General features: G+C 69.2%; 24 protein-coding genes. 8 read left to right on the top strand and 16 right to left on the bottom strand.

Features of this window, described 5'->3' with window-relative positions; genetic code table 11:
• Positions 1 to 11: 11 nt before the first annotated feature.
• Entirely contained in the window at positions 12 to 737 is a 726-nt protein-coding gene (locus tag BS329_RS26960; protein ID WP_076164045.1) for an acyl-ACP--UDP-N-acetylglucosamine O-acyltransferase family protein, read from the bottom strand.
• A 157-nt stretch (positions 738 to 894) separates the two neighbouring features.
• On the opposite strand from BS329_RS26960, the gene BS329_RS26955 reads away from it, so the two are divergent.
• On the top strand, positions 895 to 2,001 hold the full coding sequence (locus BS329_RS26955; protein WP_076164044.1) for a DegT/DnrJ/EryC1/StrS family aminotransferase: 1,107 nt from the start codon (positions 895 to 897) through the stop codon (positions 1,999 to 2,001).
• Entirely contained in the window at positions 1,998 to 2,957 is a 960-nt protein-coding gene (locus BS329_RS26950) for a Gfo/Idh/MocA family protein (RefSeq protein ID WP_076164043.1), read from the top strand. The genes BS329_RS26955 and BS329_RS26950 overlap by 4 nt, the downstream gene beginning before the upstream one ends.
• Before the next feature lie 71 nt (positions 2,958 to 3,028).
• On the opposite strand, the gene BS329_RS26945 is transcribed toward BS329_RS26950, so the two are convergent.
• Positions 3,029 to 3,784 carry a hypothetical protein gene (locus BS329_RS26945; RefSeq protein WP_076164042.1) on the bottom strand — a complete coding sequence of 252 codons (756 nt, stop codon included), beginning with the start codon at positions 3,782 to 3,784 and terminating at the stop codon, positions 3,029 to 3,031.
• Positions 3,781 to 4,290 carry a SigE family RNA polymerase sigma factor gene (locus tag BS329_RS26940; protein ID WP_076164442.1) on the bottom strand — a complete coding sequence of 170 codons (510 nt, stop codon included), beginning with the start codon at positions 4,288 to 4,290 and terminating at the stop codon, positions 3,781 to 3,783. Before BS329_RS26940 ends, BS329_RS26945 begins: the two co-directional genes overlap by 4 nt.
• A 112-nt stretch (positions 4,291 to 4,402) precedes the next feature.
• Between BS329_RS26940 and BS329_RS26935 the strand changes: the two genes are divergently transcribed.
• Positions 4,403 to 4,969 carry a hypothetical protein gene (locus BS329_RS26935; RefSeq protein ID WP_076164041.1) on the top strand — a complete coding sequence of 189 codons (567 nt, stop codon included), beginning with the start codon at positions 4,403 to 4,405 and terminating at the stop codon, positions 4,967 to 4,969.
• 2 nt (positions 4,970 to 4,971) lie between these two features.
• On the opposite strand, the gene BS329_RS26930 is transcribed toward BS329_RS26935, so the two are convergent.
• The 6 genes from BS329_RS26930 to BS329_RS26905 all read right to left on the bottom strand — a co-directional run bounded on the left by BS329_RS26930 (position 4,972) and on the right by BS329_RS26905 (position 10,330).
• A complete protein-coding gene (locus BS329_RS26930; RefSeq protein ID WP_076164040.1) occupies positions 4,972 to 5,547 on the bottom strand; it encodes a copper resistance CopC family protein in 576 nt (191 codons plus the stop codon).
• Between the two features lie 123 nt (positions 5,548 to 5,670).
• Positions 5,671 to 6,246: a Uma2 family endonuclease gene (locus BS329_RS26925; protein WP_076164039.1), complete on the bottom strand. Its 576-nt coding sequence runs from the start codon at positions 6,244 to 6,246 to the stop codon at positions 5,671 to 5,673.
• Between the two features lie 180 nt (positions 6,247 to 6,426).
• A complete protein-coding gene (locus tag BS329_RS26920; protein WP_076164038.1) occupies positions 6,427 to 7,053 on the bottom strand; it encodes an acyltransferase in 627 nt (208 codons plus the stop codon).
• The gene (locus tag BS329_RS26915) at positions 7,040 to 8,236 is read right to left on the bottom strand and encodes a glycosyltransferase family 4 protein (protein ID WP_076164037.1); all 1,197 of its coding nucleotides are present in this window, start codon (positions 8,234 to 8,236) and stop codon (positions 7,040 to 7,042) included. Before BS329_RS26915 ends, BS329_RS26920 begins: the two co-directional genes overlap by 14 nt.
• A gap of 26 nt (positions 8,237 to 8,262) precedes the next feature.
• Positions 8,263 to 9,192: an NAD-dependent epimerase/dehydratase family protein gene (locus BS329_RS26910; protein WP_076164036.1), complete on the bottom strand. Its 930-nt coding sequence runs from the start codon at positions 9,190 to 9,192 to the stop codon at positions 8,263 to 8,265.
• A gap of 7 nt (positions 9,193 to 9,199) precedes the next feature.
• Positions 9,200 to 10,330: a DegT/DnrJ/EryC1/StrS family aminotransferase gene (locus BS329_RS26905; RefSeq protein ID WP_076164035.1), complete on the bottom strand. Its 1,131-nt coding sequence runs from the start codon at positions 10,328 to 10,330 to the stop codon at positions 9,200 to 9,202.
• A 104-nt stretch (positions 10,331 to 10,434) separates the two neighbouring features.
• Between BS329_RS26905 and BS329_RS26900 the strand changes: the two genes are divergently transcribed.
• The gene (locus BS329_RS26900; protein ID WP_076164034.1) at positions 10,435 to 13,560 is read left to right on the top strand and encodes an AfsR/SARP family transcriptional regulator; all 3,126 of its coding nucleotides are present in this window, start codon (positions 10,435 to 10,437) and stop codon (positions 13,558 to 13,560) included.
• Here the strand turns inward: BS329_RS26900 and BS329_RS26895 are convergent.
• Together BS329_RS26895 and BS329_RS26890 are read right to left on the bottom strand one after the other, a co-directional pair.
• Positions 13,530 to 14,225: a hypothetical protein gene (locus tag BS329_RS26895; RefSeq protein WP_076164033.1), complete on the bottom strand. Its 696-nt coding sequence runs from the start codon at positions 14,223 to 14,225 to the stop codon at positions 13,530 to 13,532. The two genes, BS329_RS26900 and BS329_RS26895, sit on opposite strands and share 31 nt — an antisense overlap.
• Entirely contained in the window at positions 14,222 to 14,434 is a 213-nt protein-coding gene (locus BS329_RS26890; RefSeq protein ID WP_076164032.1) for a hypothetical protein, read from the bottom strand. The genes BS329_RS26895 and BS329_RS26890 overlap by 4 nt, the downstream gene beginning before the upstream one ends.
• A 144-nt stretch (positions 14,435 to 14,578) precedes the next feature.
• Between BS329_RS26890 and BS329_RS26885 the strand changes: the two genes are divergently transcribed.
• Positions 14,579 to 15,670, top strand: a complete 1,092-nt coding sequence (locus BS329_RS26885) for a C45 family peptidase (protein WP_076164031.1) — start codon at positions 14,579 to 14,581, stop codon at positions 15,668 to 15,670.
• Positions 15,667 to 17,223 carry an MFS transporter gene (locus tag BS329_RS26880; protein WP_076164030.1) on the top strand — a complete coding sequence of 519 codons (1,557 nt, stop codon included), beginning with the start codon at positions 15,667 to 15,669 and terminating at the stop codon, positions 17,221 to 17,223. The genes BS329_RS26885 and BS329_RS26880 overlap by 4 nt, the downstream gene beginning before the upstream one ends.
• 147 nt (positions 17,224 to 17,370) lie before the next feature.
• On the opposite strand, the gene BS329_RS26875 is transcribed toward BS329_RS26880, so the two are convergent.
• Positions 17,371 to 17,862 (bottom strand): nuclear transport factor 2 family protein, encoded by a 492-nt coding sequence (locus tag BS329_RS26875; protein ID WP_076164029.1) that lies wholly within the window; start codon positions 17,860 to 17,862, stop codon positions 17,371 to 17,373.
• Positions 17,859 to 18,455 carry a TetR/AcrR family transcriptional regulator gene (locus tag BS329_RS26870; RefSeq protein ID WP_076164028.1) on the bottom strand — a complete coding sequence of 199 codons (597 nt, stop codon included), beginning with the start codon at positions 18,453 to 18,455 and terminating at the stop codon, positions 17,859 to 17,861. The genes BS329_RS26875 and BS329_RS26870 overlap by 4 nt, the downstream gene beginning before the upstream one ends.
• 8 nt (positions 18,456 to 18,463) lie before the next feature.
• Between BS329_RS26870 and lhgO the strand changes: the two genes are divergently transcribed.
• Positions 18,464 to 19,720, top strand: a complete 1,257-nt coding sequence (gene lhgO, locus BS329_RS26865) for an L-2-hydroxyglutarate oxidase (RefSeq protein WP_341866344.1) — start codon at positions 18,464 to 18,466, stop codon at positions 19,718 to 19,720.
• A gap of 157 nt (positions 19,721 to 19,877) precedes the next feature.
• Here lhgO and BS329_RS26860 read toward each other — a convergent pair whose 3' ends face one another.
• Positions 19,878 to 20,870 carry a DUF3558 family protein gene (locus BS329_RS26860; RefSeq protein WP_076164027.1) on the bottom strand — a complete coding sequence of 331 codons (993 nt, stop codon included), beginning with the start codon at positions 20,868 to 20,870 and terminating at the stop codon, positions 19,878 to 19,880.
• Between the two features lie 25 nt (positions 20,871 to 20,895).
• Entirely contained in the window at positions 20,896 to 22,164 is a 1,269-nt protein-coding gene (gene serS / locus BS329_RS26855; protein WP_076164026.1) for a serine--tRNA ligase, read from the bottom strand.
• Positions 22,165 to 22,330: 166 nt separating this feature from the next.
• On the opposite strand from serS, the gene BS329_RS26850 reads away from it, so the two are divergent.
• On the top strand, positions 22,331 to 23,614 hold the full coding sequence (locus BS329_RS26850; protein ID WP_076164025.1) for an aspartate aminotransferase family protein: 1,284 nt from the start codon (positions 22,331 to 22,333) through the stop codon (positions 23,612 to 23,614).
• A 64-nt stretch (positions 23,615 to 23,678) separates the two neighbouring features.
• Here the strand turns inward: BS329_RS26850 and BS329_RS26845 are convergent, their stop codons facing one another.
• Positions 23,679 to 24,584 carry a haloalkane dehalogenase gene (locus BS329_RS26845; RefSeq protein ID WP_143253214.1) on the bottom strand — a complete coding sequence of 302 codons (906 nt, stop codon included), beginning with the start codon at positions 24,582 to 24,584 and terminating at the stop codon, positions 23,679 to 23,681.
• Between the last annotated feature and the right edge of the window lie 24 nt (positions 24,585 to 24,608).

The raw sequence follows: 24,608 nt of genomic DNA, 5'->3' as shown, positions 1-24,608 counted from the left end.
GACTCCTAGTGTCACTCGCGCGGACGGGCGTCCCACGCCTTCACCAAGGTAGAGAGGTCGCCGGGCAGCCGGTCGGCCAGCCCGTCCTCAGGGAGACCGGCCTTACCCTTCAGCCACGGTCCCAGTGCCTCGATGGTGGCCTCGTCCAGCCCTCGGCGGGACAGCCCCACGGTGTTGACGCCCGTCACCCGCGCGGGGTTGCCGACGGCGATGGTGAACGCGCCCACCTCCTTGCGGACCGCGGAGCTCATGCCGACCATCGCGCCGGGGCCGATGACGACCCGCTGGTGCAGAATCGCGCCCATGCCGAGGTTCGCCCCGGACCAGAGGTGGCAGTGGCCGCCGGTGACGACGTTCGACGCGACCGTGACGGCGTCCTCGACCAGGCAGTCGTGGGCGATGTGGGAACCGCGGAGGAAGTAGCCGCCGTCGCCGATGGTGGTCGTGCGCCAGGTGCCCTGGTGGACGCTGGCGTATTCGCGGATCCGGTTGCGGCTGCCGATGACGACGCCGTGCCCGTCGTGATCGGGATCACCGTTCGGCGCGGAGTCCCAGGCGGCGGGGTGCTCACGGCCGCGGTCCTCACCCGGGGTCCCGATGGTCACGTGCGGGCCGATCCAGTTGCCGTCACCGATGCGCGCCGGGCCCACGATGACGGTGAACGGGCCGATGACGTTGTCTTCCCCGAGTTCGACACCCTCGCCGATGACTGCTGTCGGGTGGATGCGGTTCACCACGTGAGATCCGTTCGTTGTGGCTGGAGGCAGCCTGGGGTATTGGGCGCTTCGGCGGTCCCGGTAACGTGTGGCCCGCGCCAGAGAGGGCGGCCGGGCGCAGAACCGGCGGCTCACTGTACCGGACGCACCAGAACGCCCAGTCGAGAGAGACTTGCAGATGATCCCCATTACCGTGGTCGACGTCCGTGACGCGGAGGACCTCGTCGTCGAGGTGCTGCGATCCGGCGCCATCGCACAGGGACCGATGGTCAAGCGCTTCGAGGACGCGTTCGCGAGCGTTTCCGGCACGAAGCACGCGATCGCCGTGAACAACGGCACCACCGCGCTGGTCGCCGCCCTTCAGGCGCTCGGCCTTCAGCCGGGCGACGAGGTCGTCACCTCGCCGTTCACCTTCGTGGCGACGCTGAACGCGATCCTGGAAGCGGGCGCGACCGTCCGGTTCGCCGACATCCGGCGCGACGACTTCGCGATCGACCCGGACGCCGTCGCCGCCGCGATCACCGACCGCACCAAGGTCCTCATGCCCGTGCACCTCTACGGGCAGACCGCGGACATGGGCAAGCTCGCGCCGCTGGCCGCCGAGCACGGCCTCAAGGTCATCGAGGACTCCGCGCAGGCCGTCGGCGCGTCGTTCCAGGGCAAGCCGTCGGGATCCTTCGGGATCGGCTGCTTCTCCTTGTACGCCACCAAGAACGTGACCACCGCCGAGGGCGGCGTGATCACCACGGACGACGACGAGCTGGCCGACGCGCTGCGCGTCCTGCGCAACCAGGGCATGCGCGCCCGCTACCAGTACGAGGTCGCCGGGCACAACTACCGGATGACCGACCTGCACGCCGCGGTCGGCATCCCGCAGCTGGAGAAGCTGGACCAGCTCACCGCCGCCCGCCAGGCCAACGCGAAGCGCCTCACCGAAGGCCTCGCCGGCACCCCGGGTCTCGACCTCCCGCAGGTCCTGCCGGGCCGCGAACACGTGTGGCACCAGTACACCGTGCTGGTCGGCCCGCACGCGTTCCTCTCGCGCGACGAACTCGCCGCCGCCCTCACCGAACGCGGCATCGGCAACGGGATCTACTACCCGAAGATCGTCTTCGACTACGACTGCTACCGGAACAACCCGCTGATCCGAGGAGCGAAGGTCGAGAACTACCCGGTGGCCGCTTCCGTTGCCGCGCAGGCGCTTTCGCTGCCGGTGCACCCGCACCTTTCCGAGTCCGACCTGGACACCATCATCGAAACGGTTCGCGAGGTGCTCGGCGCATGACGACGCACAAGATCGCCCTCATCGGCACCGGGAACATGGGCTCGCTGCACGCCCGTGTCCTCGCCGCGAACGAGCGCGTGGACCTCGTCCGCGTGATCGACCCGCGCGAAGAGGCGGGCCGCAAGGTCGCCGAGCGCTACGAAACCCAGTGGACGCCCGAAATCGGCTCGCTGTCCGATGTGGACGCCGTCGTGCTCGCTTCGGCCACCGAGGCGCATTACGAGCTGGCGCAGGAGATCCTGGGCCAGGGCAAGCCGTTGCTGGTCGAGAAGCCGGTGTGCAACAGCCTGGAATTCTCCAAGGAGATCGTCTCGCTGTCGGCGAAGAAGGACGTCCCGCTGATGTGCGGGCTCCTGGAGCGCTACAACCCGGCCGTGATGACCGCGCGGGCGCTGGTGCACGAGCCGATCCACCTGATGGCCCGCCGCCACGGCCCGTACGCGCCGCGGATCAAGACCGGTGTCGCGTGGGATCTGCTGGTGCACGACGTCGACCTGGCGATCCAGTTCTTCGGCGGCGCGACCCCGCAGCGGGTCGCCTCCGGTGCCGGCTACTTCCACCCGCATTCGGTCGAGGGCGCCGAAGACACCATCGAGACGGTGCTGTCGTTCGAGTCCGGGCTCGCCACGGTTTCCGCGTCCCGCCTCGGCCAGCGCAAGGTCCGCTCGCTGTGGGTGTCCGAACTGGACCGTATGATCGAGATCGACCTGCTCCGCCGTGACGTCACCATCTACCGGCACGTCTCGCACGACTCGGTCACCGAGGACGGCCTCGGCTACCGGCAGCAGACCGTCATCGAGATCCCGGAACTGGTCACCGCGCGGGAGCCGCTGGCGACCCAGCTGGACCGGTTCCTCGAGCTGCTCGAGGGCAAGATCGACGCCGACACCGAGCGGGACCTGATCCTGCCTTCGCACGCCGTCGTCGACCAGGTCCTCACCCAGGCCGCGGCCTGACCTCTTTTGCAATTCGTCCTCTAGTTGCGGTACTTGCACACGCAAGGACCGCAACTAGAGGACGAATTGCGTTATTTGGTGAGGCGCTGGCCCTTGGCGTCGTAGGCGACGAGGGGGGTCAGGACGTCCGACGACTCGACGTCCGACGCGGGGAACCAGAAGAACACGACCGTCGGGTCTTCGGACCAGGTGGCCGTCTTCGCCTCGACCGGCTTTCCCCGGACGGTGCTGCTGATCCGCGCCGCCGGGCCGGCGAAGTAGCCGAACACGGGGACGAACGCGCCCCGGATCAGTTCGCCGCCGTCCGTGGCGTGGAAGCCGAACGACCGGTCGTCTCCCTTGAACTCGTTGGTGCCCAGGAGTCCCTCGTAGGTGCCGTCGTCGTTCCGGTAGGCGATCTGAAGACCGAACGCGACGCCCGGCAGAACGGATTCGTCGAGAGGCGTGGCGTAAAGCACCATTTCCCGGCCGTCGCCGCCGCCAGTGCCGAGTGAGATCACGTCGCCCAGCGGTCCCGCGTCCGCCGGGGACGCGGGCGACGGGGGGCCCGTCACGGTCGGGGCGGGCAACATCGGTGACGGGGAAGACGGGGCGCTCGCGGCCGGCGGAAGCTGCCGCCGCTCGGGCGACGGTTCCTTCAGCGCGACAGCGCCGACGATCACCAGGACCGTCACCACGGTGGCGGCGATTCCGCCCGCGCCGGTCGCGAGACGGCGACGACGGCGGATACGCCTGCCCTTGGTCATGATCGCGCCGAGATCGGGCGCGGCGAACTCCTCGGACGGCGGCTCCCGCAATGCCGAGCGCAGCGTCTCGAGATCGGTCATCGGCCCAGCCCCCCGATCAGTTCCGTTCCGTCCTCCGCGGTGATCCGCAGCTTGGTCAAGGCACGGGAGTTGGTGCTCTTCACGGTGCCCACCGAGACACCCAGCTCGCCGGCCACATCGGACTCCTTCAAATCGAAGAAATGCCGAAGCACCACGACCGCCCTCTCCCGGTCTGTGAGCGTACGCAACGCGTCAAGCAGCCATTTCCGCTGGACAACGGCGTCGGCGACGTCCGTGCCGCTCGGCCGCTCGGGGATCTCCCCGGTCGCGTTCTCCCGGATCGGGCGCCGCCAGCCGTCGATGATGTGGTTGACGAGGACCTGCCGCGCGTAGGCGTAGGCGTCCCTGCGGCGTACCCGCGACCAGGCCGCGTACGTCTTGGCGAACGCCGTCTGCGCGGCGTCCTCGGCCTGATGACGGTCGCTGGTCAGCAGGTAGGCGGCCTGTTGCAGACGGTTCGACGAGGTCCGCACGAACTCGACGAACTCGTCGTCGCCACGAGCCACCCTGGTCCTCATCTCCGTTCGACGGTTGACCACCTGAAAGGTTGCCTCAACCTTTTCGGGCGCTCCCCCGTAGATGTTTCTGAATGATCTTCTGTCACGGGGAGGAACACCCATGAAATCACCCGGGAAGCGGACGCTCCTGGCCGGTGGTGCGGTGCTGGCCGTGGTGCTCATGAGCACCCTGACGGCGAACGCCGTCCCCGCTCCGGCGCCCGCCATCGTTCAGACTGCCCAGGCCGGCACGCCGTGGGGCGACGTCATCGGCACCGGTGTCCATGGTGACGGCGGTGAGCTGGTGTTCTCCGGCGTGAAGATCGACGTCGAGCAGCTTCCGGGGACGACCTTCGGGATCATGGCGGGGCGCCGTCCGGCCGGAGGCCAGGTGACCGCGGGCGTCGTCGCCAACGAGTTCGAAGGCTCCGACAAGGCACCCGGTTTCCACGCGGTGTCCGGTGGGATCAACGGCTATCCGTCGTTCGGTTACTACGCGGGACCGGCCGTGAAGATCACCGCGAAGGTGGCGGGCAAGAGCGTCACCGCGCGTCAGGCGCCGTGGAGCGTGGACCCGAACGTCGTCGTGTTCTGGTTCGACTCGGACGCCGACCCGCTGGAACTGGCCGCCTTCGACGCCTCCGGCAAGGAACTGCCCGCGGGGAACACCGGCGTCGGCCACGGCTGACGTCAGGACCGGTCGTTTTTGCGGCGGACGATGCGGAGCGCGCCCACGAGCCCGGCGACGACCACGGCGACCGCGAGGACGATCCACACCCAGCCCGGCACCAGGCCTTCGGGAGTGGTCTCGTCGGCCTGCGGCACCGGGGTCGCGCTGGTTTCCGGGGCCGCGCTGCTCGCCGAGACCGCCGCGCTGCCCGATGACGGGGGCGCGGCCGGGGCGCTGAGGTTGAACTTCACCGTTCCGCTGGACTCGTGCGTGTCCTCGAAGGTCACCTTGTAGCGCAGCGTGTACTCGCCCGCGGGCCCGACCGCCTGGACCGGCGCGGTGATCACGGCCCCGGCGACCTCCGCCCGGCCGACGGTCCACTTCGCGTTTTCGGGCCCGGTGATCTGGATCGGATCGGCCGCGAGGGTGACCGGGCCGGAGAAGGTCAGCTTGATCTGCGTCGGGGGCGTCGCCAGCGAAGCGCCCTTCGCCGGGTCGCTGCTCTTCAGCTCCGAGTGGGCCATCGCCGGAGTCGCGGCACCCAGCAGGGCGACCCCGGCGACCAGCAACGACGCGCCGAACCGCTTGAACCTCATCTGGACATACCCTCCGGCCGGGAAACTCGCACACTGAGCTTAGTAGTCGGATCCGGCGGGGTGGTGGTTCCCGCGGTCGGCTCGCGGGGACAGTCGCGAGATCGACCTGAGGTGGTCGAATGCTCAGGGGCGCTGCGCGCGCCGGGTGGTGAGGGCGTCGAGATCGAGAGTCAGCGGGGTGCCGTCGAAATCGAGGGACACCTTGCCGGTGTGCTCGCCGAAATTCTCGTAGTCACCGTCGACGAGGCGATAGGTGATCATGCTCGCCGGATCGTCGAGGTCGACGATCCAGTAGTGCTCGATGCCGACCTCGGCGTATTCGGAGAACTTGGTGACCCGGTCGGTACGGCGGGTGCCTTCCGACAGAACTTCGATGACCATTCGCGCCGCGTCGGCCGGGATACGAGCCGGACTGCTGTCCATAACCTCGGTCCTCGCCACCACCACGTCGGGCACCCGGACGGTGAGCGGGGTCTGACCGATGATCATCTCGGCCTCGCTCCACGCACTGAGCCCCTCGGGAAGCTGATCATGGAACAGGAAGCCCAGACGCGTGACGGCCCACTGATGGACCAGCGACGGACGCGGCGACACGACGAGGACCCCTTTGACGACTTCCACCCGGTGCTCCGGCGTTTCCGGCAGACCGGCCCAGTCTTCGAGGGTCAGGAGGCGGTGAGGCCACTGCACGACACTCATCGAACTCCTCCTTCGCCGGTGATCACCAGACCATCTTCCCACGATTTCCTCGAAACGGTATCACTACACACTGTAGTGAAGAGCTGCCCGCCCAGTTGCCGCGATGCAAGTTTTCGCAGGTCAGTGGAATTCAGGCGCAGGAACAATCGACAGAGTCCGGGCACCGAGAAGCGCTGTCGGCTACTCCGTGAAGTCACCCGCCGGAGCGCCCCACGACCCCGGGGTGTCACCGCGTTCCTCCGCCAGCGCGCGCCGCCGCGCGTTCTCGCCGCGCACACGCTCCACTTCGGACTGGATGTACTCGTCGTCGTACTTCTGGAACACACGCGCCGGATTACCCGCGACCAGGGTGCGCGGCGGGACGTCCTTGGCGACCACCGAGTTCGGCTGCACGGTGGCGAAGTCGCCGATCGTCACACCCGCCATGATCACCACCAGGCCGCCGATGAAGCAGCCCTTGCCGATCTTCACCGGTTTGCGTTCGATGAGGTCACTGCCGGAGTGGTTCTGCAGCGTCATGTTCGCGAGCCAGCTGGAGTGCGTGAAGATCAGCGTGTTGAGGCCGATGCTGGTGTGCTCGCCGATCTCCAGCCCGCCGCTCGCGTCGAGCGCGGCGCCTTCGCCGATCCAGCAGTGTTCACCGATCTTCAGGTTCTCCGGGCTGATGATCTTGACCCGCTCGCGGACCCGCGTCGACTCCGGCAGTCCGTAGAAACGGGCGCGCTCGGCGTCGTTCATGTACTGCGAGACGAGTTCGGTCAGGATCTGCGGGCGCAGGCGGTTGCTGCGCTCGTCATCGAAGAACATCGGCCTCGGTCACCAGTTTCTCGAAGGTACGCAGGTGTTCTTCGGCGACGACGTCGAGGCCGAAGTTGGCCCGCACCATCGCGCTTTCCCGCTGTGCCACCAAAGCCCGCTTCCGGGGGTCGTCGAGCAGTTCGATGACGGTGTTCGCCACCGCCTCGCTGTCGTCCGGCCGCACCAGCAGGATGTTCTCGCCGTTGCGCAGTTCGATGCCCGGGTAGTTGTCCTCGGTGACCGACGCGATGGTCGCGGTGCCCGAGAGCATCGCCTCCAGCGACGCGGTGCCGCAGCCGCCGTTGAGGTCGTGCGTGACGATGTCGGCGGCGGCGAAGTACGCGGGCACGTCGGCCTTCGGCACGGCGCCGGTGACGATGATGGCGTCCGCGACGCCGAGTTCTTCGGCCCGCTTCAGGAAGACGTCGTGGTACACGCGGCCGACGACGAGCACCTTCACGCCGGGATGTTTGTCCAAAATGGACGGAAGGGCCTCCACCAGCGGGAGCCGGTTGCGCAGCGGGATCACGTGTCCGAGCGAGACGATCACCGGGCCGTCGCCCAGCTCGTGTTCGGCACGCACGTCGAGCGTGAGCGGCTTCTCGAAGTTCCCGGTGTCGACGGCGATCGGGAAGTAGTCCGAGTTGTCGTCGCTGGTGCCGTAGCGCTCGACGCAGTAGTCCACCCCGAGCTTGTCGAGGATGACGTACCGCGGCTTGAGGTAGCGCAGGATCGGGTTCACCAGCACGGTGTCCAGGAACCGGAAGACGCCGCCGTACAGCTTGTTGTCGCTGATCAGCAGGGTGTGGATGGTCAGCAGCATCGGCAGCTTCCGCCGCCGCGCGTACAGCCCGGCCAGCCAGGACAGGTCGAAGAACTGCCCGTGGAGGTGGATCGCGTCCGGTTCGAACTCGTCCAGCAGCTTCCACAGCCGCCGCCAGTTCCCCGGCCGCAGCGAGGCGAAGCTCATGTCGAAGTCGATCGACAGGCCCAGCTGCGGCATCTTCACCGCGGGCAGGCGGACGACGCGGTAGCCGTCCTTCGTCTCGTCGGCCGGGGCGTCGGCGTAGGCCGCGGTGATCGCGAGCACCTCGTGCCCGCGAGCCGCGTACTGCTCGGCCAGGGACGCCGCCATGTGCGCGCTTCCGCCCACCCTCGGCGGGAAGAAGTTGTTCACCACGGCGATCCGCATGGGGCGGCTTTCCCCTGGCCCGGCACTCACTCCGAAGCCTTGACCAGTTCGTGCATGCCCTCTTCCACGGAGATCTTCGGCTCCCAGCCGAGGATCTCACGGGCACGGGTGATGTCCGCGGCACGCCGCGAAACGAGCACATCGCGCTCGTTGAACAGCGGCTCGACGTTGACGCCGACGGCGTCGATGAGGATCTTCGCCAGTGTCGCGATGGAAGTGTCGATCCCGGTGCCGATGTTGATCGGCACTCCCGCCTGCTCCGACTCCAGCGCCGCGACGACGGCGCGGGCCAGGTCCGTGACGTGCACGAAGTCCATCGACTGGTCGCCGCGGCCGTCGATGATCGGCGGCTGGCCGGCGCGCAGACGCTGAATGAAGTGGTTGATCACCGACGTGTAGTAGGCCTCGATCTTCTGGCCGGGGCCGTACACGTTGAAGAACCGGAGCGCGTTCCAGGACAGGCCCTTGGTGCGCTCGTAGAAGCCGAGCATGTCCTCGCCCGCGCGCTTCGAGATGCAGTACGGCGTGAGCGGCTTGAGCTCGTCGTCTTCGTGCATCGGCAGCCGCTTCGGCTCGCCGTAGACCGACGCGGTCGACGCGAACACGACCCGCTCGACACCCTCGTCCGCCGCGGCGGCGAAGACGTTGTGGTTGCCGACCATGTTGATGTCGATGGACTCGTGCGGATCCGCGACCGACTTGTTGATCGACACGGTCGCGAAGTGGATCACGTGCGTGCAGCCGCGCATGGCCTCGCGCACGGCGCCGCCGTAGCGCACGTCCTTCTCGACCAGTTCGACCTTGCCGGTGGCGACGAAGTCGTTGATCCTGGCGCGATCGCCGCGCGTCATGTTGTCGAAGACGCGGACGGTGTAGCCGCCTTCGATCAGCATCGGGATGACGTGCGCGGCGATGAAACCGCCGCCCCCGGTGAAGAGGACCTTCTTGTCGGGCATTTCTCTCCTAGCTCGGCAGTGCGGCGCTGACGGTCCCGATGACCCGGTCGACCTGGTCATCGGTGAGGTTGGCGTGCATCGGGATGGCGAGATGACGGGCGAAGAGGTCCGCCGAAACCGGCAAGGTCTGCTTCTTGCCGTAGATGGGCTGGAGGTGCGAGGCGTAGGTGCCGAAGTTGCACTGCACGCCCTGTTCCCGGATCCGCAGCGCGAGCGCGTCGCGGTCGATCTCCGGGGCCACGGTGAGGATGTAGGCCTGCCACGGGTGTTCGCGGTCCGGCAGTTCCACCGGGACGTCGAGACCGGGCAGGTTCTCGAACGCCTCGTGGTAGCGCTTGGCCACCGAACGGCGGGCCGAGAGCAGGTCCGGGAGCCGGTCCAACTGGACGTTCATGATCGCTGCCTGCACGTCCGAGAGCCGGAAGTTGTAGCCCAGCTCGTGGAATTCCGGGATCGGCAGCGCGCCGGAACCCTCACGGGTGATGGCGGGCTCGATGCCGTAGGTGTGCAGCTTGCGCGCGTGCGCGATGAGGTCTTCGCGGTCCGAGACCAGCGCGCCGCCCTCGCCCGCGGTGATGCCCTTGCGGCCGTGGAAGGAGAACGCGGCCAGGTCGGCGAGGCTGCCGGCCGGACGGGTCTTGTAGGTCGCGCCCGCGGCGCAGGCGGCGTCCTCGAAGAGCCACAGGCCGTGCTTGTCGGCGATGGCGCGGTACTCGTCGAAGTCACCCGGCTGCCCGGCGACGTCGACGGCGAGGATGCCGACGGTGCGCGGGGTGACCAGGCTTTCGATCGAGACCGGGTCCGCGCTCCACACGTCCGGGTGAATGTCGGCGAACACCGGCGTCGCACCCGCTTGGAGCACGGCGTGGCCGGTGGCGGGGAACGTGTAGTCGCCGACGATGACCTCGTCGCCCGGTTTCACGCCGAGCACACGCAACCCGAGGAAAAGTGCCGAGCCACAGTTGCTGGTGGTCAGGGCGTGCGCGGTGCCGACGGTCTTCGCGAAGCGCTCTTCGAAGCGGCGGCACGCGGGGCCGGCTCCGGCCAGCCAGCCGGACCGGAACACCTCCGCCACGGCGGCGAGTTCTTCGTCGCCGACGGTCGGCTGACCGAGGACCACGGGTTCCTGGTTGGACATACCTCTCCCATTGCGTGGGGACCCGGCGAAGTGTATAGACGCCATTCGGCGGATCTCGGGCGGGCCGGATCCGCCCAGGTCAACGAAGGCCTAACCTCTGACCCATGCGATTCGGCGTTCTGGGGGCGACGGAGGTGCGCCGAGAAGACGGCACCGTCGTCCCGGTCGGCGGGCCAAGGGTCCGGACGTTGTTCGCGTTGCTCGCGCTGGAGGCTGGCCGGGTCGTCCCGGCGGAGCGGCTCATCGACGGTCTCTACGGCGAGCAGCCACCCGAAGGAGTGGCGAACGCGCTCCAATCGCAGGTCTCGCGGCTGCGCGGCGCGTTGAAGGACCTCGCGCCCGTCGAGTTCAGCCCGGCGGGTTACCGGCTGGCCGCGGATCCCGACGACGTCGACGTGCACCGCTTCGAGCGGCTCGCCGCCGAAGGCCGACGTACTCTCTCGGCGGGAGACGCAGCGAAGGCGTCCGAACTGCTTCGCGACGCTCTCGATCTCTGGCGCGGCCCGGCGTTCGCGGACATCACCGACGCGCCGTTCCGCGATCCGCAGGTCACCAGGCTCACCGAACTGAAGACGTCGGCGATCGAGGACCGTGTCGAGGCCGAACTCAGGCTGGGAAGACACGAAGACGTCCTCACCGAGCTTCGCGAGGTCATCGACGGTCAACCGCTCCGGGAACGGCCACGCGCGCTGCTGATCCGCGCACTGCATGCCGCGGGCCGTCAGGCCGACGCGCTCACCGCGTTCGAGGACGCCCGGCGTGTCCTCGCCGACGAACTCGGCGCCGACCCCGGACCGGATCTCGCCGCGGCGCATCTGGCCGTGTTGCGCGGCGGGACACCGCCCGCCAAGGCCGCGACCCTTCCCGCGCAGCTCACCAGCTTCATCGGCCGCGAAGGCGACCTCCGGCACGTGCTCGCCCAGCTGGACCGCTCCCGGCTGGTGACGCTGACCGGCCCCGGCGGGGCGGGCAAGACCCGACTGGCCGTCGAAGCGGCCGCCGAGGTGAGCCTCCCGGTGGTCTTCGTCGAACTCGCGCCCTACACCGAGGACGCCGACGTCGCCCACGCCGTGCTGACCGCGCTCGGCCTGCGGACGGTCCCGCTCGGCGCGGTCAACGCCCCGGTCGAGCACGCGCCGCTGGAGCGGCTGATCGACGCGCTCACCGACCGGGCGGTCCTGCTGGTGTTCGACAACTGCGAGCATCTGATCGAGGCCGCCGCGAAACTGGCCGCCCGGCTGCTCGGCGCGGCCCCCGCGCTGCGGGTGCTCGCCACCAGCCGCGAACCGCTGGGCATCACCGGCGAGGTCGTCTCCCCCGTGCCGCGGCTCGCCGTGCCGCCACCGGGAACGCCGCCCGCCCGTTCGCTGGAGTTCGCCGCGGTCCGGTTGTTCGCCGACCGCGCGCGGGCGGGCGATCCGGGCTTCGCCGTCGACGACACCACCGCGGGCGACGTCCAGCGGGTCTGCGCCGCCCTCGACGGGCTGCCGCTGGCCATCGAACTCGCCGCCGCGCGCGTGCGGACCTTGACCGTCGGTGAGATCGCCTCCCGGCTGGGCGACCGCTTCGGGTTGCTCTCGCGGGGCAGCCGGGTCGCCGAGAGCCGTCATCGCACTTTGCGCGCCGTCGTCGACTGGAGCTGGGATCTCCTGGAGGAGGACGAACGCCTGCTGGGCAGGCGGCTGACCGTCTTCGCGGGCGGCACGACCCTCGCCGACGCCGAAGCGGTCTGTGCCGTGCCGGACATCGCGGAGCTGCTTCCGTCCCTTGTGGACAGATCGCTGGTGGAGCGCACCGGGGACCGGTATCGGATGCTCGAGACCATCCGGGCCTTCTTCGCCGGGAAACTCGCCGAGGCGGGCGAAACCGAGCGGTTGCGGCGCGCACACGCCGAGCACTTCCTCGCCCTCGCCGAGCGGGCGGACCCGCTCGTGCGCACCGGCGACCAGCTGGTCTGGCTCGACCGGCTCGACGACGCCTACGACGACCTCCTGGCCGCGTTGCGCTGGTCCGCCGAGTCCGACGTGCGGATCGCGCTCCGGCTTTCGGCTTCGCTGGTGACGTACTGGTGGATGCGCGGCCGCCGGTTCGAAGGTTCGACGCTGAGCCTGGAAGTGGTCAAGCGGCTCGGACAGCGGCCGCCAGGCGATCTCGAAGAGGAGTACCAGCTCTGCGTGCTCACCGCCGCCGCGGGACTGCGGGGCCACGAAGCACTCGACAGGCATCTGCCGTTGGTAGACGACCTCACGCTGACCCTGGACAAGGCGCCCCGGAACCCGGCGCTCCTGCTGTTGATGGGTGTCGTGGCCGGTCCGCCCGGTGACGACGACGCGCTGATCAAACGTAGTCAGGCCCTGCTCGCGCACAGCGACGCCTGGAGTCTCGCCCTCGCGCCGACCGGTTACGGCCTCCGCGCGCTGATGCAGGGCGACCTCGAAACGGCGGAACAGTTCCTGCGCGAAGGGGCGGAGGCGTTTCGCCGGATCGGGGAACGCTGGGGCCTTTCGATGGCCCTTGACCATCTGTCACAGATCCTGATCTGGACGAACCGGCAGACCGAAGCCCTCGAAACGATGAACGAGGCCCTGCGGCTGATCCGGGAACTCGGCGCGTCCGACGACAACGCCGACCTGCTGAGCCGTCGCGGCGGGAGCAAGCTGCTCCAGGGCGACGCGGCGGGTGCGCGGGCGGATTTCGAGCTCGCCATCGAGATCGCGCGCCGAGCCGGGATGCCGGAAAGCCGGGCGGCCGGGTACATCGGGCTGGCGTTCCTCACCCGGCACGAGGGTGATCTGGCCGGGGCCCGCGCGCTGAGCGAACTCGCGCTCGCGGAGTGTTCCGGTGGTTCGTTCGCGGCCGAAGGGGTCCGTGCCGGTGCGAAGATCTCGCTCGGCTGGGTCCTGGCCGCCGAGGGCGACGCCGACGGGGCCGAGGAGCTGCACCGGCTGGCCCTCGTGTCGGCGGACAGCTGGCACGACAGCATCACCGTCGCCCTCGCCGTCGAAGGCCTCGCCGGGGTCGCGCTGCTGCGGGGCGACCCCGAGCGGGCGGCGGTCCTGATCGGCGCCGCGGTGACCATCCGGGGCACCCCGTTCGCCGTCGATCTGGACGCCGCCCTGCTCCGGACGACCGTGCGGGAGCGGCTCGGCGACGACTTCGACCGGGCCTACCGCCGAGGGCTGGGTCTGCGCGGCGCCGCTCACTTGGCCGGATTGCCCAGCGAGTCCTGAGCGCGGGTCAGCAAGGTCCCCTGCGGCGCGAAACGGCCGACGGCTTCGGCGAGGAGACGCTGGTCGAGTTCGGTGTCCTGGACGGCGACGTACAGCGGTGCCGCGTTGACCGGGACCGCGCCGAGCCGGGTCATCCCGGGGCCGACGGGGTCGATCGTGAGCCGGGTGACGTCACGCCAGGGCACGACGGTCCGTTCGACGCGGACGCCCACCGCGTCCAGTTCGAAGAGCACCCACTGCTGGTCGTGCAGCGACTTCACGTAGCCGATGGCGGCGCAGCCGACGGCGATCGCGATGATCCGCAGCACGCCGGGTCCGTCCAGTGAGCCGACCAGGGCGATGAACCCGAGGACGACCACGACCATTCCGGTCAGCTTCGCGGCGCCGACCAGTCCCGCGTTCGGTTTGTGCACCCGGAACCGCACGGCGCGCATCAGGTTTTTGGTGAGCACGCCGCCACCGATCGCGGCGGCGAGCGCGATCATCGTCACCACCAGCGAAACCGGGGAGAAGTCCACGAGGACGTTGTATCCGGCGACCAGCGCGACGAAGGCGCCGACGACGGCCAGCATGAGCGCCAGTTTGCCCTTGCGGACGTCCCGCTCGCGCTGGTCGAGCGCGGCCTGATCCGGAGCGGCGAGGAAGCCGCCGTCGATGTTCCTCATCGGGCATCACGCCGGGCGGCCGCGCGACGCTCGCGCTGACGGCGGTCGAGGACGTACAGCAGCGTGCCGGCGCCGGCGCTCACCGCCGCGTAGAGGAGGTCCTGGAGGCCGTCGTCCGGGTAGCCGGTGGAGAACTCGACCATCGCGAGCGCGACGAACAGGACGCTGATGACGCCCCCGGCGATGATGTACACCTTGTTGCCGATCATGGCTTTCCCTCGCTTGTCGTTGCCTTGGTGGGACCACTTTCGCGCGGGGCACATGACATTCCGATGACAGGCACGGCCAAGCGCTGACATGCGCTGACAGCGTTCGGTGCGTGAACAGTCAGCGCTCGTGGACAAGCTCCCGCCATGACTTACGCAGCGGGATCTCCCGAAGACTTCCTCGCCGTGCGGCATCTGACGTTGCGCGGCACCCAGGCCGAAATCGGCCAGGCGCTCGGCGCCGAAGTGAAGGCGCGCTCGGACTGGTCGCCGCCGCCGATCGATCCGTTGGTGGCCAGGGCGCGGCGCACCTGGTTCGCGCGGAACTGGCCGCAGTACGCCGGGCGCACGGCCGGGTTCGCCGAGGCCTGCGGGCTCCCGGCGGACGCGGCGGTCTCCTTCGACGACGCGAGCGCCCTGCCCGCCGGATCGGGCTGTTCGGCGTTGTGGACGGGGAGCACGCTCGGCCGGAACTACGACTTCTTCACGATGAGCTGGACTCAACTGGGCGCGGTGCTGGCGGGTGAGGAGCCCGTCGACGACGGGACGGTGCCGATGGCGTCACGGCCCTACGTCCTGACGACGATCCCCGACGACGGTATCGCCTCGACCGCCCTGTCGATGGCCACGATGGACGGTGGGACGGAGGGGGTCAACGAGGCCGGGCTCGTCGTCGCGCTGCTGATGGCCGACGTCGAAACGGCCACTCCGCTGGCGCACGGCCCCCAGGCGGGCCTCTCGGTGTTACAGGTGTGCCGGTATCTGCTGGACACCTGCGAAACCGTCGAGGAGGCCAAAGAAGCGCTGATGCTCGCCAAGCAGTACGCGCATGGCGCGCCCTGCCACTACATCGTCGCCGACGCCTCCGGCCGCGGCTTCGTTCACGAGCGCGGGGAGCACGACGTCGAGTACTTCGTCGAAGTCGGCGACGGGCCGCTGTGCGTCACGAACCACCTGTTGCACCGCCATCCGGACCTCGACGCGCTGCCCGAGGACACACCGGACTCCATGCTCACCTATCAGCGGCTGCGCACCCTCACCGAGGAGGCGGGCGCCGGGGCGCGCGACGCGCTCGACACGGTGTCCTTCGCGGTCGAACCCGGCGCGCCGTGGCGAACGTTGTGGCGCAGCGTCCTCGATCCGGCGGCCCGCACCATGAGCACCCGGTTCTACCTGGGTGACGGCGAGAACGGCACCGCGCGGCACTCGCCGGAACTCACCTTCGGCGTGTCGCGGTGAACATCGGCAAGGGCCGCAAGATCGGCACACTCGTGGTCTGCGTCCTCGCGCAACTGCTGATCGCGATCGACCTGACCGTCCTGCATCTGGTGTTGCCGTCCCTTTCGGAACAAATGCGCCCGTCGACGACGGAAATGCTGTGGATCGCCGACGCGTACGGGTTCGCGCTCGCCGGACTGCTGATCACGATGGGCAACATCGGTGACCGCGTCGGCCGGAAGAAGCTGCTGCTGATCGGGGCGTCGCTGTTCGGCGTCGCTTCGGTGATCACGGCGTACGCGCCGACGGCGGAACTGCTGATCGCCGCCCGCGCGCTGCTCGGGATCGCCGCCGCGACGCTGATGCCGTCGACGTTGTCGATCATCCGGAACGTGTTCACCGGCAAGGAACGCGCGGCCGCGATCGGGGTGTCGAGCGGGCTGACGATCCTCGGTTTCGGGCTGGGGCCACTCGTCGGCGGCGTCCTGCTCGACCACTTCTGGTGGGGTTCGGTGTTCCTGGTCAACGTGCCGGTGGTGCTCGTGCTGGTGATCGCGGGCGCGGTGATCCTGCCCGAATCGAAGAACCCGGCACCGGGCCGGATCGACGTGCTCAGCGTGCTGCTGTCCGTCGTCGGCATGGTCGGGATCGTCTACACGATCAAGGAAGTCGCCTACCGAGGCTGGGGGCACTGGGATATCGCGGTCGCCGCGGTGCTGGGTCTCGGCGGCCTGCTGGCGTTCGTCCTGCGGCAGCCGCGGCTGGCCGAGCCGCTGATGGACCTGAAACTGTTCACGCAGCGGGCGTTCTCGGCGACCGTCGCCACCACGATCCTGGCGATGTTCGCGCAGCTCGCGGTCTCCCTGATGTTCGCGCAATATCTTCAGCTGGTGGCGGGCTGGTCGCCGCTGAAGTCCGGGCTCGCCGGGCTGCCGGGGATGGGTGGCGCGATCGTCGGCGGCGTGCTCGCGCCGCTGGTGATCAAGGCGTTCGGCCGGGCGGTCACGATCGCGCTGGGATGCGGTCTTTCGGCGGCCGGCTTCGCGTTGTACTCGGGTATCGGCGTGACGATCGTGTACTCGGACCTGCTCGCGGCGATGATCGTCTTCGGTGTCGGGCTGGCGCTGATCCTCGCGACCGCGACGGACACGGTGCTCGGCGTCGTGCCGAAGGCGAGGGCGGGCGCGGCGTCGGCGATCTCCGAAACGGCGACCGAACTCGGCGGGGCGCTGGGGATCGCGGTCCTCGGCAGCGTGCTCGGCGCGCTGTACCGGAGCGAACTCGTCATCCCGGCGGGGGTGCCGCCCGAGGCGGCCGGGGCGATCGCGGACACCCTCGGCGGCGCGGTCCAGGTCGCGGCGCGGCTTCCGCCGTCACAAGGAGCGGTGGTGCTGGACAGCGCGAAGGTGGCGTTCGTCGACGGGATGCAGGTGACGATGCTGTGCTCGGCCGGGCTGATGGCGCTGCTGGCGGTGAGTGCGCTGTTCACGCTGCGCGGAGTCCCGAAGGTCCTCGAAGACCCCGAAGAGGACGACGCCGTTTCGGCCACTTCGCCCGCCTCTGCTGGAGTCTGATGGCGCGTGAACCCTCGCAAGTAGTCCTCTAGTTAAGTAATTCCGTGAAGTGCGCCCGAGGGAGGACGCCCTGTCGACGCGAAATAGACAGTCACAGCGCCTCACTGAGCTTCACGTGATCTCACGGAATCAACCGTCTAGTTGCGATCAGGCCCTCGGTCCGGCCAGCGGGACGGCACGGCGGTCGCCCGACCGGACCATGGCCAGCAAGGGTTTCGCGGCCACGGCGAGGAGCCTCGCCGCGAAGGGGCGGCCGTTGCGGCGGGCGATGTCCGGGCCGAAGGCGTCCATCAACGCGACGAGCCCGGGCAACGGCCGCACGAACAGCGTCGCTTCGGCGATGAGGCCGTCTTCGTCGAGCTTCAGCACCGCCGTCTCCTCGATCTCCTCGCCGCCGATGCGCGCGGTGTGGACGACGACCCGCGTCGACGCGTCACCGGTGTCGGTGTGGAATCGGATGTCGCGAAGATGCGAGTACGCGACTTCGAGCAGCGGCCCGAGTTCGGCGTGCCCGGTGAACCGGACCCGGCCGGTCAGCGGCGAATGCACCACCGCGTCCGGCGCGAAGGCGCTCAGCGCGAGTTCGACGTCCTGGGTCTCGGCGGCCCGGCGATACCGCTCGGTGGTCTGCGTGCTCATGTGTCCTCCTGGATCAGGTTCCCCAGACCGCGCCACAACAGATCCGTCGTGAGCGCGACGACTTGCTCCCGTGGGATGTCACGGTTGCTCCACCACCAGGTGGCGATGGCGTTCAGCGCGCTCTTCGCCGCTTCGGCGAGCGCTTCGTTCGCGCGGTCGCGCGGCAGGTCCGCGCTCAGCGCCAGGCCGGGGACCTGCGCGAACACCCCGGTCAGCTGCCCGGTGGCCCTGGCCTGCCCGCGCCGGTGCACCTCGGCGACGGCCGGATCCGACGGCGTCTCGGCGAAGATCATCCGCCAGCCGCGTTCGTTCGTCTCCATCCAGGCGAAGATCGCGGCGACCCGGCCGCGCAGCAGCTCCTCGGCGGTGCCCGACGGCGGCAGCGCGTCCCAGCCGGCCAGCAGACTGTCCACTTCGGACTCCAGCAGCCCGGCGTACAGCCGCGCCTTGGACGGGAAATGGTCGTAGAGCACCGGTGTGCTGATCCCGGCCGCCGTCGCGACCTCGCGCATCCCGGACGCGTCGTACCCGGACGCGGCGAACACGCGCGCCGCCGCGGCCAGGATCCGTTCCCGGCGTTCATCTCTGCTCAACCGCTTACCTGACATCGGTCAGGTACGCTACCACTCAACCTGACAACTGTCAGGTAGTGGGCCGGGTAGCCTGGTCGATCGTGCGTACAGTCGTAGTCATCGGGGGCGGGATCGTCGGTCTCGCCACGGCCTGGGAGCTGACGAAGCGGGGCCTGGACGTCACGGTGCTCGAGAAGGAGGACCGCTGGGCTGTCCACCAGACCGGGCACAACTCGAACGTCGTGCACGCCGGGCTCTACTACAAGCCGGGTTCCTTCAAGGCCAGGATGTCCACCGCGGGCAATCGGTCCATTGTGGACTTCGCACGGCAGTACGGGGTGCCGGTGGAGGTCTGCGGCAAACTGGTCGTCGCCACCTCCGAAGCGGAGCTTCCGGCGCTGAAGGTGCTCGCCGAACGGGCCGAAGCCAACGGCGTCCCGGCGAAGCTGATCACCCCGAGCGAGGCCCGCGAGTACGAACCCGAGGTCTCGTGCGTCGCCGCGCTGCGGGTGGAATCCACCGGCATCATCGATTTCCCGGCCGTCTGCGCCGCACTGGTCCGGCTGCTCGACGAATCCGACGCCGACCTGCGCCTCGGCACGCCCGCGCTGGGGATCCGCGCGGGCCGCACCGGGGGCGTCGAGGTGGCGACCGGCGACGACGTGATCCACGCGGACGCGCTCGTCAACTGCGCGGGCCTGCACGCGGACCGTGTCGCACGGCTCGCCGGGCTCACCCCGAGCGCGCGGATCGTGCCGTTCCGCGGCGAGTACTACGAACTCAAGCCCGGCCGCCGCCACCTGGTGCGAGGCCTGATCTACCCGGTCCCGGACGCGTCGCTGCCGTTCCTCGGCGTGCACCTGACCCGCATGCTCGACGGCAGTGTGCACGCCGGCCCCAACGCCGTGCTCGCGCTGCGCCGCGAGGGCTACACCTGGCGCGACGTCTCCGCGAAGGACCTCGCCGAAGTCGCCCGCTTCCCCGGCGTCTGGCGGCTCGCGCGCAAGTACGCCTATCCGACCGGGCTCGACGAGGTCCGCCGGTCGTTCTCGAAGCGCCGCTTCGCCGAAAGCCTCGCGCGGCTCGTGCCCGCCGTCACCGAGGACGACATCGTGCGGCACGGCTCCGGTGTCCGTGCGCAGGCACTGCGTCCGGACGGCGCGCTCGTCGACGACTTCCTGATCGAGACAACGCGGAACCAGGTGCACGTCCTCAACGCGCCCTCACCGGCGGCGACCAGCGCGCTGGAGATCGCGAAGCACATCGCCGACGAGGTGTCGGACTAGGCAGGGTGTCGTTGGTCGCGGGACTCTCGTGACCACACCACCCGCACCAGGCATGTCGCGAAAGCCACTTTCGGGACATCAGGTGTCCCGAAAGTGGCTTTCGCGACACCCAGATCAGCACCCGGCCGAGCAGGTAGGACGCTGAACCGAGAGACACCTAGGCGGCGGGCGCGTTCGCGGTCACGAGCGGCATCACGGCCTGCGGGATCTCGCAGGCCTTCGCGTTGTCACTGAGGTCGCCGGTGTCGAGCTTGATCGCCGACGTCGGGGTGAGCGGGTACAGCGCGACGCAGAGCGGGCTGTCCGGAGACGAGTAGACGAGCCACTTCTTGCCGTTCACCACCTGCTCGGCGGAAGTGCCTTCGAGGCCGGGAACGTCCTCGGTCCTGGTCGCGGTGTAGACCCAGAGGTCGAGTGCCTTTTTGCCCTTGTCGCCGTCGGTGTCGTCCCACTGGCAGCCGTTCTTCGGGTCGTTGGACGAACCGTTCATCGGCCGCGCGGCCATGAGGCTGAACTGGGCGGCCTGCTCGGGCTTCAGCAGCGTGCACGGATCGACGCTCACCAACGGCCCGGACGGCTCGATCGGCTTCTGCCCCGGCGGCGCGGTGATCTGTGGATCCTGCTGCCCGCCGGGCAGATGCGAGGCGACCGCGGGGATCGCCGCCTTCGCCAGGTCGCACGCCTTGTTGTTGTCGTCGCCAGGGGCGTCGCTGGAGACCTCGATGAACGTCTTCGCGTCGAGTTCGGTGGCCAGCGAGCAGTAGCTCGGGCCGAGGATGGTCGCGTACCGCGTCCAGGTGAACCCGCCGATGCCGAACTTCTCACCCGGCAGGGCACCGGCGTAGTAGTCGACAGCGGACAGGTCCTTGCTCCGCGAGATCTCCAGCGCGACGCCGTCCGGCGCGTCCTCCAGTTCCTGGAACCGGCAGACCGCGGGGATCTTCTGTTCGGGCTTCGCCGGACGCTCCTTGCCCGGGTACAGGACACCGAGGGAGTCCGCCTGCTGCTGCGTCAGCAGCCCGCACGGCTCGGCCTTCGTGATCACCGGCCCCTGTCCGGGTACCGGCGCGGCCGCACCGCCGATCGTCGACGTGCAGCCGCCGAGCGCCAGCACCGCCAGCCCGGCCGCGACCGGGTTCCGAAACCGCATGCGTCCCTCCTCGTCGGCTCGCACCCTACTTCGATGTCGGCGCGAGCACCTCGGTTCCGCCGAGGAAGGGACGAAGCGCTTCCGGCACCCGGACCGAACCGTCTTCGAGCTGGTGGTTCTCCAGGATCGCGACGATCCACCGGGTGGTGGCGAGCGTGCCGTTCAGCGTGGCGACGGTCTGCGGGCGGCCGTCGTCGTCGCGGTAGCGGATGCCGAGGCGGCGGGCCTGGAACGTCGTGCAGTTCGACGTCGAGGTCAGCTCGCGGTAGGTGTCCTGCGACGGCACCCACGCCTCGCAGTCGAACTTCCGGTACGCGGAGGTGCCGAGATCGCCGGTGGCGGTGTCGATCACCCGGTATGGGACCTCGATCTTGGCGAGCATCTGCTCTTCCCAGTCCAGCAGGCGCGCGTGCTCGGCCTCGGCGTCCTCGGGACGCGTGTAGACGAACATCTCGACCTTGTCGAACTGGTGGACGCGGATGATGCCGCGGGTGTCCTTGCCGTACGAACCGGCCTCGCGGCGGTAGCAGGACGACCAGCCCGCGTAGCGCTTCGGGCCCTTGCCGAGGTCGAGGATCTCGTCGGCGTGGTAGCCGGCGAGCGGGACCTCGGAGGTGCCGACGAGGTACAGGTCGTCGTCGCGCAGCCGGTAGACCTCCGACGAGTGCGCGCCGAGGAAGCCGGTGCCCGCCATGATCTCCGGCCGCACCAGGGTGGGCGTGATCATCGGCGTGAACCCGTTCGCCGTCGCCTGCGCGATGGCCATGTTCAGCAGGCCGAGTTGCAGCTGGGCGCCGATGCCGGTGAGGAAGTAGAACCGCGAGCCCGAGACCTTCGCGCCACGCTCCATGTCGAGCGCGCCGAGGCCTTCGCAGAGTTCGAGGTGGTCCTTCGGCTTGAAGTCGAACTTCTTCGGCTCGCCGACGTGCTTGAGCACGACGTAGTCGTCCTCGCCGCCTTCGGGGGCTTCGGGGTGGACCAGGTTCGGCACCACGCGGTGCAGCTGCTCGAACTCCTCCGACGCCTCGGTCTGCTCGACTTCGGCGGCCTTCACCTGCGCGGCGAGGTCCTTCGCCTTGGCGAGCAGTGCGGCCCGTTCGTCTCCCTGCGCCTTCGGGACGAGCTTGCCCAGCGACTTCTGCTCGGCGCGCAACGTGTTGGCGGCGGCGATCGAAGACCGGCGGCGGGAGTCGAGGGAGAGCAGCTTGTCGACCACTCCTTCGTCCTCGCCACGGGCGCGCTGCGAAGCGCGCACGACGTCCGGGTCATCGCGCAGAGTCCTGGGGTCAATCACGAGTGCTGAGGGTAGTCCGTGGCCTTCGCGCACTTCGAGGCAGTTTCCCCGTACAGACTGTGCGGGCCGCCGCGGAGAACCCGACAGTCTGATCGTTGTCGCCCGTTTCGGGCCATACCCATACTGAGCCCGGCCCCGGATTCCCTGCTGCGGACGGAGAAAACCGATGACCGATGCGGACCTGCTGGCGCGGCACAAGGCGGTTCTCCCGTCGTGGCTCGCGCTCTATTACGACGAGCCGATCGAGATCGTGCACGCGCAGGACCGCCGGGTCATCGACTCGACCGGGCGCAGCTACCTCGACTTCTTCGCGGGCATCCTGACGAACTCGATGGGCTACGACGTCTCGGCGATCAGCGACGCCGTGCGCAAGCAGCTCGACACCGGGATCCTGCACACCTCGACGCTGTACCTGATCCGCTCACAGGTCGAACTGGCCGAGCGCGTCGCGAAGCTCTCCGGCATCCCGGACGCGAAGGTGTTCTTCACCAACTCCGGGACCGAAGCCAACGACACCGCGCTGATGCTCGCCACGCAGTACCGGCGCAGCAACCAGGTGCTGGCGATGCGGAACTCGTACCATGGGCGGTCGTTCGCGACGGTCGGCATCACGGGCAACCGCGGCTGGTCGGCGTCGTCGCTCAGCCCGGTGAAGGTGAGCTACGTCCACGGCGGCTACCGGTACCGCAGCCCGTTCCGGGCGCTTTCGGACACGGAGTACATCGACGCGTGCGTCGCGGACCTGGTCGACGTCCTGGAGACGGGCACTTCGGGCGACGTCGCCTGCATGATCGCCGAGCCGATCCAGGGGGTCGGCGGGTTCAGTTCACCGCCGGACGGCCTGTTCAAGGCGATGAAGGAGGTCCTCGACCAGTACGGGATCCTATTCATCTCCGACGAGGTCCAGACCGGCTGGGGACGGACCGGGGAACACTACTGGGGGATCCAGGCGCACGACGTCGTCCCCGACGCGATGACCTTCGCGAAGGGCCTCGGCAACGGTCTCGCGATCGGCGGTCTCGTGGCGCGCGGCGACCTCGTCGACTGCCTGACCGCGAACTCGATCTCGACCTTCGGCGGCAACCCGGTCGCGATGGCGGGCGCGGGCGCGGTACTCGACCACATCGCCGACCACGACCTCCAGGCCAACGCGCTCGCCCGCGGCAACGAGCTGCTCGACGGCCTGCGCGCGGCGGGGAACCCGCGGATCGGGGACTTGCGCGGCAAGGGTCTGATGATCGGCGTCGAACTGGTCGAACCGGGCGGCATGGAGCCGGACACCCGGGCCGCGGCGCGGATGATGGAGGAGACCAAGGCGCGCGGGCTGCTGATCGGCAAGGGCGGGCTGCACGGCAACGTCCTGCGGATCGCGCCGCCGATGACACTCACCGCCGATGAGGCCGCGGAGGGGCTCGGGATCATCACGGACGCGCTGGCCGCGATCTCCTGACTTTGTTATGAACGGTCCGTTCATAACGAGATTTGTTATGAACGGACCGTTTATAACACCCGGTTCAGGACTTCACGAAGCGCGCGATGACCTCGCCAAGGCGGGTACCGGCGTCCTCCTGGAGGAAGTGACCGGCCCCGGTGATCGTGGGATGCTCGAGTTCGCGGGCGCCGCGCATCGAGCCCCGCAGTCCGAGGCCCCACGGCGCGGTGATCGGGTCGCCGTCGGAGAACGAGACCAGGAACGGTTTGTCCAGTTCGGCGAGCACCTTCAGCGCGGCGCGGTTGGCGGCCGAGGCCGGGTCGTCCGGGGCGATCGGCACCAGCGACGGCATCGCACGCGGCGCGGCCTTGTACATCTCGTTCGGGAAGGGCGCGTCGTAGGCGGCGCGGACCTCCGCGGACAGCTTGGTCTGGCAGCCCGACTGGACGAACCGGCCGACGTCGAGCACCTGGGCGTTCTCGACGGTGTCACGGAACTTGTGCCAGAGCTCCGGCATGTCGGTGTCGCCGGTGGGGAGGCCGGTGTTGGCCGCGACGACGCGGGAGAAACGGTCCGGGTTCTCGGCGACCAGCCGCAGGCCGATCAGGCCGCCCCAGTCCTGGCCGACCAGGGTGACCTCGGTCAGGTCGAGAATGTCGAAGGCGAACGCCCGCATCCATTCGACGTGCCGCTGGTAGGTGTGGTCGACCATGTCGCCGGGTTTGTCGGATCGGCCGAAGCCGACCAGGTCGGGTGCGATGGCGCGCAGTCCGGCGTCGGCGAGCACCGGGATGACCTTGCGATAGAGGTAGGACCAGGTGGGCTCGCCGTGCAGCAGGAGAACGGGCGGCCCATCCGCGGGTCCGGCCTCCACGTAACCCACTCTGATCACGCCGCCGTGAAGGTCGACGAGTTCCGCGTAGCGCGGCTCGAAGTCGAAATCGGGCAGGTCCGAGAACCGGTCGTCCGGTGTCCTCAAAAGGCGCACGACTCCCACGTTAGTGGGGTTCGT

The organism is Amycolatopsis coloradensis, assembly GCF_001953865.1.
Taxonomy (GTDB): Bacteria; Actinomycetota; Actinomycetes; order Mycobacteriales; family Pseudonocardiaceae; genus Amycolatopsis; species Amycolatopsis coloradensis.
This window is presented reverse-complemented; position numbering and strand designations above follow the sequence as displayed.